We start from the raw sequence: 14,332 nt of genomic DNA on the forward strand, positions 1-14,332 counted from the left end.
GACGTCGGACTCGACACGAAAGCACGGATGCGCATGATCGTCAACGAAGACACCCCCGCCGTCGCGATGCGGGGCATCACCATCAGCTTCCCCGGCGTCCTCGCCCTCGATCACGTCGACTTCACGCTGCGCCGCGGTGAGATCCACTCCCTCATGGGCGAGAACGGCGCCGGGAAGTCGACTCTCATCAAGGCCCTGACCGGCGTGTACCAGATCGACAGCGGCACGATCGCCGTCGACGGCGAGGAGCGGGTGTTCTCGGCGACCGCGGACGCGCAGGCAGCGGGGATCTCCACCGTCTACCAGGAGGTCAACCTCTGCGCCAACCTCTCGGTCGGCGAGAACGTGATGCTCGGGCACGAGCCGAGAGGCCGCGCGGGCATCGACTGGAAGGCCGTCCACCGGCTCGCCGCCCAGCACCTCGCGGGCCTCGGCCTCACGATCGATACGCGGTCGATCCTCTCGAGCCACTCCATCGCGATCCAGCAGCTCGTCGCGATCAGCCGCGCCATGGTGCTCGACGCCAGGGTGCTCATCCTCGACGAGCCGACCTCGAGCCTCGACCGCGGCGAGGTCGAGCGCCTGTTCGCGGTCATCCGAGAGCTCCGCGACCACGGCGTCGCGATCCTGTTCGTCAGCCACTTCCTCGACCAGGTCTACGAGATCTCCGACCGCATCACGGTGCTGCGCAACGGCCGGCTCGTCGGAGAGCACATCGCGACGGATCTGCCGCGCGACAGCCTCGTGAGCCAGATGATCGGGCGCGAGCTCGACGAGCTCGCCGCCATCTCGCGCACCGCCGACCGCGTCATCGACCGCTCTGCGGCGCCGGTGCTGCGCGCCACCGGAGTCGGACGCAGAGGGATGCTGGAGCCCAGCGACCTCGACATCTACGAGGGCGAGGTCGTCGGCCTCGCCGGGCTCCTCGGCTCGGGCCGCACCGAGCTCGTGCGACTGCTGTACGGCGCCGACAAGGCCGACTCGGGAACCGTCGAGATGGGCGGTCGGCCCGCACGTCTCACCTCCCCCCGCCACGCGATCGACCATCGCATCGCGTTCTCCTCCGAGGACCGCCGCGCCGAAGGGGTCATCGCCGACCTGACGGTCGCCGAGAACATCGTGCTCGGCATCCAGGCGAAGCGGGGATGGATGCGCCCGGTGCGCCGCGCGGAGCGCGACCAGGTGGTCTCGGAGTACATCTCGGCACTCGGAGTCCGGCCGGCCGACCCGGACATGCTGGTGCGCAATCTGTCGGGCGGGAACCAGCAGAAGGTGCTGCTCGCCCGATGGCTGGCGACCGCGCCGCAGCTGATCATCCTCGACGAGCCCACCCGCGGCATCGACGTCGGGGCGAAGGCCGACATCCAGCGCAAGGTCGCCGAGCTCTCGGCGCAGGGGCTCTCGGTCATCTTCATCTCATCGGAGCTCGAAGAAGTGCTTCGATTGGCACAGCGAGTCGTCGTCATGCGCGATCGACGCCGCATCGGCGAGCTGGACTCCAGCACCGTCGACCTCGATCTGCTCATCGACTACATCGCCAACGAGGGCGAGGGGAGCGCAGCGTGAAGAAGCTCGTCACACACCGGCTGTTCTGGCCGGTCGCGGCCCTGCTCGCACTGATCGTGGTCAACACGATCGCGCGACCGCAGTTCATCAGCATCACCGTGCGGGACGGCCAGCTGTACGGAGCGCTCATCGACATCCTCCGCAACAGCGCGCCGCTCATGCTCGTGGCCCTCGGCATGACGATCGTCATCGCCACCCGGGGCATCGATCTCTCGGTCGGCGCCATCATGGCTGTCTCCGGCGCGGTGGCGCTGACGATCATCGACACCTCCGGCGATCCGGGCAGCGGCGCCACCGTCGCCGTCGCGCTCCTGGTCGGCATCCTGGTGGCCCTCGTCCTGGGCGTGTGGAACGGCTTCCTCATCGCGGTGCTGGGCATCCAGCCGATCATCGCGACCCTCGTGCTCATGCTCGCGGGCCGCGGCGTGGCTCTGCTCATCACCGACGGGTTCATCACCACGGTCACCAGCGCGCCCTACAAGTTCATCGCAACGGGCTACGTCATCGGACTCCCGTTCGCCCTGTTCATCTCCATCGCGGCGATCGCGGTCATCGCACTGCTCGAGCGGCGCACCGCGCTCGGCGTGCTCACGGAGTCCGTCGGCATCAACCCCGAGGCGAGCCGGCTGGCGGGCGTCCGTGCCCGCGGGATCGTCTTCGGCGCCTACGCCGCGAGCGGCGTGCTGGCCGGCATGGCGGGTGTCCTCTACAGCTCGAACATCATGGCTGCCGACGCGAATGCCGCGGGGCTGTACATCGAGCTCTATGCGATCCTCGCCGTCGTGCTGGGCGGCACATCGCTCATGGGAGGCAAGTTCACCATCGCGGGCACGGTCGTCGGCGTCCTCACGATCCAGACGCTCGAGTCCACCATCCTGTTCCTCGGCGTGCCGTCGGCGCAGGCGCCCGTGTTCTTCGCAGCGGTCGTGATCGTGGTCGTCCTCGTCCAGTCGCCGCGGCTGCACCGGTTCGCCCGCGGGCTGATCGCCTCGCGCCGCTCCGGCGGCGGCGGTCCGAGCACGCCCGCACCCACACCCTCGACCACGACGGAGCCGACGAAGGCGGAGGCGGTCCGATGACCACGACGACTCAGACCGAGGCCGGGCGCCCGACGCTCGGCGCCCGCTATGCGACCTTCCTGAGCCGTCACTCGTCGCTCATGCCGACGTTCGCGGCCATCGTGATCCTGATCGTGCTCCTCGTGGGCGCGCAGTTCGCGTTCGGCAACTTCATCACGCCTCGCAACCTCTCGGCGCTGCTGCTGAACAACGCCTACCTGCTGATACTCGCCGTTGGCCTGACGTTCGTGATCCTGACGGGCGGCATCGACCTGTCGGTCGGGTCCGTGATGGCGTTCACCGGCATCCTGTGCGCGAAGCTGCTGGCCGAGGGGCTTCCCGCGATCGTGGCGATTCCGCTCATGCTGCTCGGCGGCGCCGCGATAGGCCTGCTGATAGGCGTGCTCGTGCACTACTTCGACGTGCAGCCGTTCATCGCCTCGCTCGCCGGCCTGTTCCTGGCTCGCGGCCTCGCGTTCGTCGTCAGCCTGTCGTCGATCCGTGTCGAGGACCCCGCGGTGCTGTGGCTGCAGCGCACTCGGCTCACGGTGGGCGACTGGTACCTGACGCCCACCGGCATCCTCGCCCTCCTCATCGTCGCGATCGGCGTCTTCGTCACGCAGTGGACGCGCTTCGGCCGCACGATCTACGCCATCGGCGGCAACGAGCAGTCGGCTCGGCTGATGGGCCTTCCGGTGGCGCGGACGAAGATCCTCGTCTACGTGATCAGCGGCGTCTGCGGCGGCCTCGCGGGCCTCGTCCTCACGGCCTACTCCGGCGCCGGCTACCCGCTCAACGGCGTCGGCACAGAGCTCGACGCGATCGCCGCGGTGGTCATCGGCGGCACGCTCCTCACGGGCGGGTCCGGCTATGTGATCGGCTCGATGATCGGCGTGCTCGTGTACGGCGTGATCAAGACCATCATCGCGTTCATGGGCGCGGAGCAGTCGTGGACCCGCATCATCATCGGCGGGCTGCTTCTGGTGTTCATCGTCGTGCAGCGGTTCATCGTCACCCGGTCCGACCGTCGCCGATGACCCGAGTGCCATGAGCGGACCCGTTCGCGTCGCACGACATAATGGCGTGATGGACGAGCGGCGTCCGCTCATGGAACTCACCGGGGCGACGGTAAGGTTCGGCGCGGAGACCGCGCTCGACGCCGTGCGCTTCCGCGTGTTCCCCGGCGAGGTGCACTCGCTCATGGGAGAGAACGGCGCCGGCAAGTCGACGCTCATCAAGGCGCTCACCGGGGCGCTGCACCTCGACATCGGACGCATCGAGCTCGACGGGCAACCCGTCCGGTTCGGGACACCGGCCGACGCGCTGCGCGCGGGGATCAGCACGGTCTACCAGGAGATCGACCTGCTGCCGAATCTCACCGTGGCCGAGAACATCTGCCTCGGCCGCGAGCCGCGCCGCTTCGGCACGATCCGCTGGTCGGCGATGCGCGAGCGTGCTGCCGAGGTGCTCTCGGGACTCGGGCTGACGATCGATCCGGCGTCGATGCTCGGCAGCCACTCGCTCGCCGTCCAGCAGCTCGTCGCCATCGCGCGGGCGATCTCGATCGACGTGCGGGTGCTCGTGCTGGACGAGCCCACCTCGAGCCTCGACATCGACGAGGTGGCCGAGCTCTTCCGCGTCATGCGCGACCTCAAGGAGCGCGGCGTCGCGATCATCTTCATCTCCCACTTCCTCGACCAGGTCTACGAGATCGCCGACCGCATCACCGTCCTCCGGGGTGGCCGGCTCGTCGGCGAGTACCTGCCGACGGAGCTGTTGCGCATAGACCTCGTCGAGAAGATGCTGGGGCGCAGCCTCTCGGACCTCGGCACACGCGATCGCGTCGACGCCGCCCCGGAGGCGGCATCCGCTCTGCTCAATGCTCACGGCGTGACGGTCTCTCCCGGCATCGCCGACGCCGACGTCGCGCTGCATGAGGGCGAGGTGCTCGGGCTTGCGGGACTCCTCGGCTCGGGACGGACCGAGCTGGCGCGCGCGCTCACCGGAGCCGACCGGCTGGACGCGGGGATCATCACGATCAGCGGAAGGCGGGTCGAGCAGAGAAGCCCTCGCGAGGCGATCGCGTTCGGCATCGTCTACTCGTCGGAGAACCGCCGCACCGAGGGCATCATCAGCGAGCTCAGCGTGCAGGACAACATCACCCTCGCGCTGCAGGCGGAGCGAGGCGTGTTCCGGCGCATGCGGGATCAGCGCCGCCGGGAACTCGCGATGAGCTGGATCGAGGCGCTCGACATCCGGCCGGCCGACCCGGACCGCCCCGCGGGCACGCTGTCCGGCGGCAACCAGCAGAAGGTGCTGCTGGCACGACTGCTCGCGCTCTCACCGCGCGTGCTCGTCCTCGACGAGCCGACGCGCGGCATCGACGTCGGAGCCAAGGTCGAGATCCAGAACCTCGTGGGCGAGCTCGCCGACAACGGGCTGTCGGTGGTGTTCATCTCGGCCGAGCTCGAGGAGGTGCTGCGCGTCGCCAGCCGCGTCGCGATCCTGCGTGGCGGCCGCGTGGTCGACACACTGCCGTCCGACTCGCTCACCGTCGAGTCCCTCATGGCGCTCGTCGCACAGGCCGACGACGCCGACGAGGAGGGAGTACGGTGACCGACGAGAAGCAGGCGCGCTCCGCGAACATCTTCGACGTCGCCCGGCTCGCGGGCGTCTCGCACCAGACGGTCTCGCGGGTGCTCAACGACCTGCCCAACGTGCGCCCCGCCACGCGCGCACGGGTGGAGCAGGCGATCGCACAGCTGCGGTACAGCCCCTCCCCCGCGGCCCGTGCCCTCGTCACCCGCCGCACCCGAACGATCGGCCTCGTCGCGCCAGGGGTCTCGGACTACGGCCCGACGTCGGTGGCCACGGCCTTCAACTTCGCGGCCCGGGCGGAGCGCTACAGCGTCGAGACGGTGAGTGCTCTCGATCCCGACCCTGCCGCCGTGCGAGAGGTGATCGAGTCGCTGCTCCGCCAGCGCGTCGACGCGATCGTGCTCATCGTCGTCGACATCGGCGTGCTCGAGGTCGTCCGGGGCCTCGATCTCAGCATCCCGGTAGTCGCCGCCGCCGCGACCGCGCGCAGGAGCCCCCTCATCGTCTCGATCGATCAGTACCGCGGCGCCCGCTCGGCTGTCCGACACCTCGCCGAGCTCGGCCACACGCGCATCCTCCACCTCGCCGGGCCGCAGCGCGCTCCGGATGCCGTGGAGCGCATCCGCGGCTGGCGCGACGAGCTGGGGTCGCGGCGCCTCGAGGTCGTCGAGCCGCGGCACGGCGACTGGTCCGCCGCGAGCGGGTACCGGCTGGGCGCCGATCTCGACATCGGCCCCGGGGCGGCGGTGTTCGCATCGAACGACCACATGTCCATCGGTCTGCTGTCCGCGCTGCGCGAGCGCGGGCTGCGCGTCCCCGAGGACGTCAGCGTGGTCGGCTTCGACGACGTGCCCGAGGCGGGCTACCTCTACCCGGCGCTCACCACCGTGCGCCAGGACTTCGCGAGCCTCGGCGAGCTCATGATGCAGAAGGTGCTGATCGCGGTGGAGGAGCCCGACAGCGTCACCGAGGACACGCCGCTGCCCACCCATCTGATCGTCCGCAACTCGACCCGGCCGCAGGGCCCCACACCATCGGCAGCTGAGCGCCTCTCCCCTTCGTAGCGGCCTGCCCGGCGGGCCCTACGGCGTGGCGCCGGCGAGCAGCCGCCGCATCTCGGCCATCGCCTCTTCGGACTGCGCCAGGAGGGCGCGAAGCCGCTCGGCCGTCTCCCCCGGGTCGGCGGGCATCTCGTCGGCGGCCGCGACCGGTGGAACGTCCGCGCCGCCTTCCACCGTAGCGGCGGCGGCCGAGACACCGGCGTTCACGGCACCCGCCGCGGCACCGGCGGCGACCCCCTTCGCCGCGTGGCGCGCGATCGACGGCTGCGCGGTCTCCGCAGCCGGCGCCCCCGCGGTGGCTGCGTCGGACTGCTCGTCGCCCGGATCGGCGAGCGCGGCATCCGTCTCCGCAGCCTCGGCTCCGCCCCTGCCCGGTCCGAGGAAGAGGTTGGCCAGGTAACCGGTGAAGGTGCCGAAGATGCCGACGCCGACCACGATGATGAGTGCGCCGATGAGCCGGCCGGCATTGGTGACCGGGTACTGATCGCCGTAGCCGACGGTCGAGATCGTGACGAGGGTGTACCAGAGCGCATCGGAGGCCGTCGTGATGTTGGCTCCGTCCGCGTGCTCCTCGACCGCCAGGATCGTGATGCTCCCGAACTGCAGCACGAGCACGCCCATCAAGAGCAGCGTCATCAGCGCGCTGTTGGCGCGGTCATGGATGAGCGTCGCCCAGACCGTCCGCGGACCGAGGTCGCGCAGGAGCCGGAAGACGCGCAGCAGACGGAACAGGCGGAGGATCTTGAACTGCGGGAACGGCAGGCTCGCCAGCAGATCGGCCCAGCCGAAGCCACGGAAGAAGTAGCGCCCCGCGGACGGCGCGGTCGAGATCCGGTAGATGAAGTCGCCCAGGAAGATCGCGCTGAACAGGGCGTTCATCACCGACAGCACGAGTTCGACCGCGTTGTCGCCCGCGATCACGTAGACGAGCACCAGGTTGACGATCGACAGGATCGACAGCGCGCCGATGAAGATCTCGTACGCGGTGTTCTTCAGCTCGGAGCGCGCCGCGGCGCGCAGTCGGGCGCGCTCACGAGAGCGTTCGCGGATCTCGGAGAGGGAACGGGCCATGTCGGCTCCTCGGATCGGGCCATGCCGGACACCCTCCGGCTGAGGCCCCATTGTCCTCGTACCGATCCCCGCCGCGCGACCGGCTCGTCGCGGTCGCGCGAGGTCGACCGTGCTCAGTCCAGGACTGTCGCGCGCTCCCCGGCCTCGACCCGGACGGCGAGGCGATTCCCTGCCGGCGGCAGCGGGCACACGTAGTGGTCGCTGAACGCGCACGGCGGCAGGTAGGCGTTGTTGAAGTCGACGGTGACCGACCCGTCGGCGGCCGGCGCGTCGATCTCGAGGAAGCGGAAGCGGTAGGCGTCGACGTTGCTCGTGGCATCCGCGATGACGGCGCTCAGACCGGACGACGGATCGCCGGTGACTGTCAGCGCCACGCGCGCGCCGCCCACCTCGAGGGCGATCGTGCCGACCGCGGGCTCTTCCCGCTCGTACCCGTCGACGCTGCGGATGACGTTGATCTGTCCTTCGGGCGCGGGGTGGAACACACCGGTGAGCGCCCACGCGTCGTCATGAGGGAACGACAGGATGCCGCGCAGCCGCGTGCGCCCCGGAACCTCGGGGTCGAACACGCGCAGCGCCGGTGCACCCTCGCGGCTGATCGCCTTCAGCCGCAGGCGTCCGACGTCGAGGTGCTCTCCAGGTGCCAAGACGATCTCGTCGCGTGGGGCGTCCGGCGCCTGTGCGCGCAGACCCGTACCGCCCACCCGGTCGTCCACCGCGCGCCAGAGGCCCGGTGCACCGTCGTACGCGCGGGGCTCGGCATCCAGCCAGTGCGTGTGGCGCAGCGCGGCGACGCCGTGCGTGGACGACACGGCGTGCCAGCGGGCGTCGGTCACGGTGTCGGGGGTACTCGTGGGGAGGGTCATGCGGGTCCTTCGTCCGGAGTGGGCGGCGATTCGCCCTCCCCATCCCAACACGCCGCGGGCGAACGCATTCCCGCGCGCCGCGCGCGACTGTCACGCGGCGTCATGCGTTTTACCTTGCAGTTCTAGATAACTTGTACTTCTATGTACATAGGGCTTCTACGTATGGAGGACGATGTGAAGATCGGCAAAGACCTGGTCGCCGCGGCAGCGACGCCGATGGTGCTCGGCATCCTCGCCGACGGCGAGTCGTACGGCTACGCCATCCTGCAGCGCGTGGGCGAGCTCTCGGGCGGCGAGCTGGAGTGGAGCGACGGCATGCTCTACCCCCTGCTGCACCGACTGGAGCGGGTCGGGCATGTGGAGTCGTCCTGGGGGGCCTCCCCCAGTGGTCGTCCGCGCAAGCACTACCGTCTCAGCGCCAGCGGTCGCGCGGCGTTCGCCGAACAGCGGCAGCAGTGGGCGGTGGTGAGCCGGGCGCTGCAGCGGGTGTGGTCGGATCGCGACGGCGGCACCGACTTCGCCGGCGCCCCGGCGTTCGGGGGTGCGTGACATGGCGGACCACCTCGAGCCCCGCATCGAAGACCAGATCTCGGCGTGGCGAGCGTACGTCTCGCGCCCCGAGGCGATCGACGGCCGCGACGTCGACGAGCTCGAAGACCACCTGCGCGGCCAGATCGATCGGCTCGAGGCCTCCGGCCTCGACGGCGACGAGGCGTTCCTCGTCGCCGTGAAGCGGCTCGGCGGACTCGACGACCTCTCTCGCGAGTTCGCGCGCGAGCACTCCGAGCGCCTCTGGAAGCAGCTGATGGTCCCGGGCGAGCCGCCCGCGCCGCGCAGCGGCGGCGGCCTTCCGCTCGCCGTCGGGCTCGCGATCGGTGCGGGCCTGGCGATCCAGATCCCGGCGCTGTTCGGCATCCGCTTCGGCGACGACGGTGCCTTCTACGCGCGCTTCGCGGCGCTGCTCGTGCTGCCGTTCCTCGCGACGTACTTCCTGGTGCGCCGCCGGGCGTCCGTGCCCACCGTCGCGGTGGTGGCAGTCCCGTTCTTTCTCGCGGCCGTCGTGATGGCGGTCTACCCTTTCGCACCGGACGGCGCGACGCTCGTGCTCGCCGCGACGCATGTCGCCGTGGCGCTGTGGATCGTGACCGGGATCGCGTACATCGACGGGCGCGTGAGATCGACCCGCGCCCGCATGGACTTCATCCGGTTCACCGGCGAATGGGTGGTCTACCTCGCCCTCATCGCGCTCGGCGGCGGCGTGCTCGTCGCGCTCACCATGGGCGTGTTCTCGGCGATCGGCCTCGACGCCGAGTGGTTCGTCGAGCAGTTCATGGTGCCGTGCGGCGTCGCCGGAGCGGTCGTCGTCGCCGCATGGCTGGTCGAGGCGAAGCAGAGCGTCATCGAGAACATCGCCCCGGTGCTGACCAAGCTGTTCACGCCGCTGTTCACACTGCTGCTGCTCGCCTTCATCGTCGCGGGACTCCTGCAGGGGAACCTCGTCGGCGGAGGCGAGATCGAGGCCTTCGGCCAGCGCGACCTGCTGATCCTCTTCGACATCGTGCTGGTGGTCGTCGTAGGCCTGCTCCTCTACGCGCTATCGGCCCGCGAGCCGCTCGCGCCGCCGTCGTGGTTCGACCGGCTGCAATTGCTCATGGTGGGGGCGGCGCTCGTCGTCGACATCTTGGTGCTCGTCGCGATGATCGGTCGGATCGCCGAGTGGGGCGCGAGTCCCAACAAGCTCGCCTCGCTCGGGCTCAACGTCATCATGCTCGCGAACCTCGTCGGCGCCGCGTGGCTGCAGCTCCGGTTCGCGATGCGCCGCGCGCCGTTCGAGCGCTTGGAACGGTGGCAGACGGGCTTCCTGCCGGTCTACCTCGTGTGGGCGGCCATCGTCGTCGTGGCGTTCCCGCCGCTGTTCGCGTTCGCCTAGACCACGCAGGAGGATCGGCAGGTCGGCTGATTAATAGTCCTCGGGTGCGAGGTCGCCCTGGCCCGTGTCGCCGAGCTCGGCGATCTCCGGGCTGAACCCCTGGGTGTCGGGCTGCATCGCCGCAGACGGCAGGTCCTCGCGCGGCACCTCCTCGTCATCGGAGGGCAGGTGCGCCGGATCGTCGCCGGTGGCCGTCTCGATGTCCGGATCCTCGCCCACCTCGAGCGCGGTCGTTCGATCCCACTCGGCCTGCGCCGGGTCGCGGGTGGGGTCCGGTTCGATGGACGTGTCGCGATCGCGGAGCGGCTGCACTCCCGCCTGCTCCGTCCCGAGCTGACCGTCGGGCGCCGCGGGGATGTCTGCGGGAAGGCTGTCGGACATCGTGGTTCTCCTCTTCTCGAGCTCGGTTCAGACGTCGCGCGTCGGCGTGCCGTGGATCTCACCGCGCCAGCCGCCCGTCTCGCGGCCGCGCTCCTCGATGAACTCCTTGAAGCGCTCAAGGTCCTTCTTCGCGGCCCGCTCGTCGATGCCGAGCGCGGCGCCGGCCTTCTCGGTGAAGGACTCGGGCACCCACGTCATCTCGAGGGAGACCCGAGCGCCGTCCCCCGCCGGCACGAAGCCGACACGGCCGGTGTGGAGCTTCTCACCGTGGCTCGCCCACGAGATGTGGTCGTCGGGCACCTGATCGGTGATGGTGGCGTCGAACTCGCGCTCGACTCCCCCGATGTTCACGATCCAGTGGGTGCGCTGGTCGTCGAGCTGGTCGATGCGCTCCACCGCGGACATGAAGCGCGGGAACTCCTCGAACTGCGTCCACTGGTCGTACACGGCCCGGATCGGGGCGTCCACGTCGATCTCTGCTGTCACAATGCTGGTTGCCATGACGGCTCCTCTCACTGGAACAGCCACCGTACGAAACCAGGCGGTGCCGAGCCACGGGGTTGACTCCACGAAAGGCGGCGGGTAACGCCCGCCTCGGTGACCGGTAGGCAGCGGACGCCGGCAATCGGCTGACCCTCCGGATCCCGCGCCCGCCTATGCGGCGTGTCGGCGATGCGGCCTAGTCTCGTCTCATGCGCCGGTCGCGAGAGGCGGGGTCATGAATGCGGATGCCGCGGTGCCGACGCCCGCGGCCAAGCCCTGGGTGCTGCACGTCGATCTCGACCAGTTCATCGCGGCAGTCGAGGTGCTGCGCCGGCCGGAGCTCGCCGGCAAGCCGGTCATCGTCGGTGGCCGCGGAGACCCCACGGAGCGCGCCGTCGTCTCGACCGCGTCGTACGAGGCGCGCGAGTTCGGCGTCGGGTCGGGGATGCCGCTGCGCATCGCGGCACGGAAGATCCCGGATGCCGTCATCCTTCCGGTCGACGCACCGCTGTACCTGGCAGCGTCCGAGCAGGTCATGGCGACCCTGCGCGCCCAGCCCGGTGCCGTGGTGCAGGTGCTCGGCTGGGACGAGGCGTTCGTCGGCGCCGAGACCGACGACCCCGAGGCGTACGCGCGCCGCCTGCAGCAGGACGTGCTCGACCGCACGCGGCTGCACTGCTCGGTCGGCATCGGCGACACGCTCGTGCGCGCCAAGGTCGCGACAGGCTTCGGCAAACCGCGCGGCACCTTCCGGCTGACCGCCGACAACTGGCTCGAGGTGATGGGCGAGCGTCCGACGATCGAGCTCTGGGGCGTCGGGTCCAAGGTGTCGAAGCGGCTCGCGCTGCTCGGCGTCCGCACCGTCGCCGAGCTCGCCGTCGCCGACGAGACGGCACTGACGGGCGAGTTCGGGCCGCGCATGGGCCTCTGGTACCGGCAGCTCGGCCGCGGCGACGGCTCGGCCGTCGTCGACGACACGCCCTGGGTCGCCCGCGGGCACAGCAAGGAGACCACGTTCCAGGCCGACATCGTCGATCCGGCCGAGATCGAGGCGGCCGCCCGGAGCCTGCTCGACCAGGTGCTGGACGAGGTGGCCGCCGATGACCGCCCGGTCGTCGGCCTCGGGCTCAAGGTGCGCTACGCCCCGTTCCTGACCAAGACCTTCACGAAGAAGATCCCCTCGACCGCCGACCGCGCCGTCGTGCTGGCGCGGACCCTCGAGCTCGTCGCGAAGATCGAACCGGGCCGCCCGATCCGCCTGCTCGGCGTGCGCGCCGAGATGGCGATGCCCGACGACGCCCGCGAGGGACACACGCCGACCCGCGGCGGGTGGTGATCACACCCGCCGGGCACTCGCAGAGCCTGTCACCGGCGCTCCGGGCGGCCTAGCGTGGAGTCATGGCTGACATTCGTGCCGAGGTGAAGGAGTTCCTGAGCTCGCGCCGCGCCCGGGTCACCCCCGAGCAGGCGGGACTGCCTGCGTATGGCGGCAACCGCCGCGTCGCGGGACTGCGTCGCGAGGAGGTGGCGATGCTCGCCGGCGTCTCGGTGGACTACTACGTGCGTCTCGAACGCGGCAACCTCGCGGGCGCCTCGGAGGGCGTGCTGGATGCGATCGCCCGCACCCTCCAGCTCGACGAGGCGGAGCGCCAGTATCTGTTCGATCTCGCCCGTGCCGCCGGTCCGGCGCGCAGGCCCGTACGGCGCGCTGCATCGACCGTGCGCCCCGCCGTCACGCAGGTGCTCGATGCGATCACCGAGGCGCCGGCGTGGGTCCGCAACGGCCGGCACGACATCATCGCGGCGAACCTCCTCGCCCGCGCGCTGTACTCCCCCGTGTTCGACGACCCGCGGCGGCCGGTGAACACCACCCGCTTCGCCTACCTGAATCCCGCGGCCCGTGAGTTCTGGCGCGACTACGACCAGATCACCCACGACTCCGCCGCGATGCTGCGGATGGAGGCGGGTCGGAACCCCCATGATCCCGACCTCATCCGGCTCGTCGGAGAGCTGTCGACGCAGAGCGAGCTGTTCCGCGAGCGGTGGGCGTCGCGCGACGTGAAGTTCCACCGCAGCAGCCTGAAGCGCCTGCACCATCCGGTGGTCGGCGACCTCGATCTCAACTACGAGCCCATGGACCTGCCCAGCGAACCGGGCCTCGTGCTGAACGTCTACACCGCCCCGCAGATCTCGTCGTCCGCCGATGCCCTCAAGCTGCTGGCGTCGTGGGCGGCGACGCAGGCGGCAGAGTTCGCCGCCCACGACGCCACGGTCGCGGAGACGGATGCCGCAGCCGCGTCCGCGCGCTGACCTCCGGCATCCGTCCCCGCGGTCGTCACAGACCCACCATCGCCATGCCGCCGTCGTCATAGCGGTTGCCGGCCACGACGGCGGCGAGCGCATCGAGCGTCGCGATGTCGTCGGCCGACAGCGGCACGGCGGTGGCCCCGGCGTTCTCGTCGACGCGCTCGCGCCGCCGGGTGCCCGGGATCGGGACCACGAACGGATGCCGCGACAGCAGCCACGCGAGGGCCACCTGGCCGGGCGTCGCCCCGCGTGCGGCGGCGATGTCGCGCACCCCGTCGACGATGGCCTGGTTGGCCCGCAGGTTGTCGGGCTGGAAGCGCGGAACCCGGCCGCGGATCTCATCGGCGCCGAAGGTGGAGTCGGCCGACACGGTGCCCGTGAGGAAGCCCTTGCCCAGCGGACTGAAGGGCACGAACCCGATGCCGAGCTCGACGCACGTCGGCAGCACCTCGGGCTCGGGGTCGCGGGTCCACAGCGAGTACTCGCTCTGCACGGCCGTCACCGGGAACACCGCGTGCGCGCGCCGGATCGTCCCGGCCCCTGCCTCGGAGAGCCCGAAGTGCTTCACCTTCCCTGCCGCGACGAGTTCGCCGACGGCGCCCGCGACGTCCTCGATCGGCACGTCCGGGTCGACCCGGTGCTGGTAGAACAGGTCGATCGCCTCGACGCCGAGCCGCTGCAGCGACGCGTCGGCGACGCGCCGGATCTGCTCGGGTCGCGAGTCCGTGCCCTGCATGCTGCCGTCGACGATGTCCCACCCGAACTTGGTGGCCACGACGACCTGGTCGCGGATCGGGGCGATCGCCTCGCCGACGAGCACCTCGTTGTCGTACGGCCCGTACACCTCGGCGGTGTCGATGAATGTGACGCCGTGCTCGACCGCGTAGCGGAGCACGCCGATCATGTCGTCGCGGTCGCCGGGGTTGGGACCGTAGCTCATCGACATCCCCATCGCGCCGATGCCGATCGCCGAGACCTCGAGGCCCTGACCGAGCTTCCTGGTGTGCATGG

General features: G+C 70.4%; 14 protein-coding genes. 9 read left to right on the forward strand and 5 right to left on the reverse strand.

Going from position 1 to position 14,332, the window contains the following annotated elements; all coding sequences use genetic code 11:
• Window positions 1-33 precede the first annotated feature (33 nt).
• From MRBLWS13_RS09200 to MRBLWS13_RS09220, 5 genes are read left to right on the forward strand one after another with little or no spacing between them, the layout of a single operon-like run.
• The gene (locus tag MRBLWS13_RS09200) at window positions 34-1,566 is read left to right on the forward strand and encodes a sugar ABC transporter ATP-binding protein (RefSeq protein WP_349428739.1); all 1,533 of its coding nucleotides are present in this window, start codon (window positions 34-36) and stop codon (window positions 1,564-1,566) included.
• Window positions 1,563-2,645, forward strand: coding sequence for an ABC transporter permease (locus MRBLWS13_RS09205; protein ID WP_349428740.1), 1,083 nt, complete (start codon window positions 1,563-1,565; stop codon window positions 2,643-2,645). The genes MRBLWS13_RS09200 and MRBLWS13_RS09205 overlap by 4 nt, the downstream gene beginning before the upstream one ends.
• A complete protein-coding gene (locus MRBLWS13_RS09210) occupies window positions 2,642-3,661 on the forward strand; it encodes a sugar ABC transporter permease YjfF (RefSeq protein ID WP_349428741.1) in 1,020 nt (339 codons plus the stop codon). Before MRBLWS13_RS09205 ends, MRBLWS13_RS09210 begins: the two co-directional genes overlap by 4 nt.
• A gap of 49 nt (window positions 3,662-3,710) precedes the next feature.
• Window positions 3,711-5,240, forward strand: coding sequence for a sugar ABC transporter ATP-binding protein (locus tag MRBLWS13_RS09215; protein WP_349428742.1), 1,530 nt, complete (start codon window positions 3,711-3,713; stop codon window positions 5,238-5,240).
• Window positions 5,237-6,286 carry a LacI family DNA-binding transcriptional regulator gene (locus MRBLWS13_RS09220; protein ID WP_349428743.1) on the forward strand — a complete coding sequence of 350 codons (1,050 nt, stop codon included), beginning with the start codon at window positions 5,237-5,239 and terminating at the stop codon, window positions 6,284-6,286. The genes MRBLWS13_RS09215 and MRBLWS13_RS09220 overlap by 4 nt, the downstream gene beginning before the upstream one ends.
• 18 nt (window positions 6,287-6,304) lie before the next feature.
• On the opposite strand, the gene MRBLWS13_RS09225 is transcribed toward MRBLWS13_RS09220, so the two are convergent.
• Both MRBLWS13_RS09225 and MRBLWS13_RS09230 read right to left on the reverse strand, forming a co-directional pair.
• The gene (locus MRBLWS13_RS09225) at window positions 6,305-7,354 is read right to left on the reverse strand and encodes a potassium channel family protein (RefSeq protein ID WP_349428744.1); all 1,050 of its coding nucleotides are present in this window, start codon (window positions 7,352-7,354) and stop codon (window positions 6,305-6,307) included.
• Window positions 7,355-7,467: 113 nt separating this feature from the next.
• The gene (locus MRBLWS13_RS09230; RefSeq protein ID WP_349428746.1) at window positions 7,468-8,220 is read right to left on the reverse strand and encodes a DUF1684 domain-containing protein; all 753 of its coding nucleotides are present in this window, start codon (window positions 8,218-8,220) and stop codon (window positions 7,468-7,470) included.
• 174 nt (window positions 8,221-8,394) lie between these two features.
• On the opposite strand from MRBLWS13_RS09230, the gene MRBLWS13_RS09235 reads away from it, so the two are divergent.
• Both MRBLWS13_RS09235 and MRBLWS13_RS09240 read left to right on the forward strand, forming a co-directional pair.
• A complete protein-coding gene (locus MRBLWS13_RS09235; protein WP_349429029.1) occupies window positions 8,395-8,769 on the forward strand; it encodes a helix-turn-helix transcriptional regulator in 375 nt (124 codons plus the stop codon).
• 1 nt (window position 8,770) lies between these two features.
• On the forward strand, window positions 8,771-10,150 hold the full coding sequence (locus MRBLWS13_RS09240; RefSeq protein ID WP_349428747.1) for a permease prefix domain 1-containing protein: 1,380 nt from the start codon (window positions 8,771-8,773) through the stop codon (window positions 10,148-10,150).
• A 30-nt stretch (window positions 10,151-10,180) separates the two neighbouring features.
• Here MRBLWS13_RS09240 and MRBLWS13_RS09245 read toward each other — a convergent pair whose 3' ends face one another.
• Window positions 10,181-10,531, reverse strand: coding sequence for a sugar ABC transporter ATPase (locus tag MRBLWS13_RS09245; RefSeq protein WP_349428748.1), 351 nt, complete (start codon window positions 10,529-10,531; stop codon window positions 10,181-10,183).
• A gap of 27 nt (window positions 10,532-10,558) precedes the next feature.
• Window positions 10,559-11,032: an SRPBCC family protein gene (locus tag MRBLWS13_RS09250; protein ID WP_349428749.1), complete on the reverse strand. Its 474-nt coding sequence runs from the start codon at window positions 11,030-11,032 to the stop codon at window positions 10,559-10,561.
• A gap of 217 nt (window positions 11,033-11,249) precedes the next feature.
• On the opposite strand from MRBLWS13_RS09250, the gene MRBLWS13_RS09255 reads away from it, so the two are divergent.
• Window positions 11,250-12,350 (forward strand): DNA polymerase IV, encoded by a 1,101-nt coding sequence (locus MRBLWS13_RS09255; protein ID WP_349428750.1) that lies wholly within the window; start codon window positions 11,250-11,252, stop codon window positions 12,348-12,350.
• A 62-nt stretch (window positions 12,351-12,412) separates the two neighbouring features.
• Window positions 12,413-13,324, forward strand: a complete 912-nt coding sequence (locus tag MRBLWS13_RS09260) for a helix-turn-helix transcriptional regulator (RefSeq protein WP_349428751.1) — start codon at window positions 12,413-12,415, stop codon at window positions 13,322-13,324.
• Window positions 13,325-13,349: 25 nt separating this feature from the next.
• Here MRBLWS13_RS09260 and MRBLWS13_RS09265 read toward each other — a convergent pair whose 3' ends face one another.
• Window positions 13,350-14,330, reverse strand: coding sequence for an aldo/keto reductase (locus MRBLWS13_RS09265; RefSeq protein WP_349428752.1), 981 nt, complete (start codon window positions 14,328-14,330; stop codon window positions 13,350-13,352).
• Window positions 14,331-14,332 lie beyond the last annotated feature (2 nt).

The sequence above is a fragment of the Microbacterium sp. LWS13-1.2 genome (assembly GCF_040144835.1).
Taxonomy (GTDB): domain Bacteria; phylum Actinomycetota; class Actinomycetes; order Actinomycetales; family Microbacteriaceae; genus Microbacterium.

Coding starts and splice junctions, on each gene's coding strand:
- MRBLWS13_RS09200 (WP_349428739.1), top strand. CDS start 34: ATGATCGTCAACGAAGACACCCCCGCCGTCGCGATGCGGGGCATCACC.
- MRBLWS13_RS09240 (WP_349428747.1), top strand. CDS start 8,771: ATGGCGGACCACCTCGAGCCCCGCATCGAAGACCAGATCTCGGCGTGG.
- MRBLWS13_RS09260 (WP_349428751.1), top strand. CDS start 12,413: ATGGCTGACATTCGTGCCGAGGTGAAGGAGTTCCTGAGCTCGCGCCGC.
- MRBLWS13_RS09230 (WP_349428746.1), bottom strand. CDS start 8,220: ATGACCCTCCCCACGAGTACCCCCGACACCGTGACCGACGCCCGCTGG.
- MRBLWS13_RS09210 (WP_349428741.1), top strand. CDS start 2,642: ATGACCACGACGACTCAGACCGAGGCCGGGCGCCCGACGCTCGGCGCC.
- MRBLWS13_RS09255 (WP_349428750.1), top strand. CDS start 11,250: ATGAATGCGGATGCCGCGGTGCCGACGCCCGCGGCCAAGCCCTGGGTG.
- MRBLWS13_RS09250 (WP_349428749.1), bottom strand. CDS start 11,032: ATGGCAACCAGCATTGTGACAGCAGAGATCGACGTGGACGCCCCGATC.
- MRBLWS13_RS09265 (WP_349428752.1), bottom strand. CDS start 14,330: ATGCACACCAGGAAGCTCGGTCAGGGCCTCGAGGTCTCGGCGATCGGC.
- MRBLWS13_RS09245 (WP_349428748.1), bottom strand. CDS start 10,531: ATGTCCGACAGCCTTCCCGCAGACATCCCCGCGGCGCCCGACGGTCAG.
- MRBLWS13_RS09215 (WP_349428742.1), top strand. CDS start 3,711: ATGGACGAGCGGCGTCCGCTCATGGAACTCACCGGGGCGACGGTAAGG.
- MRBLWS13_RS09225 (WP_349428744.1), bottom strand. CDS start 7,354: ATGGCCCGTTCCCTCTCCGAGATCCGCGAACGCTCTCGTGAGCGCGCC.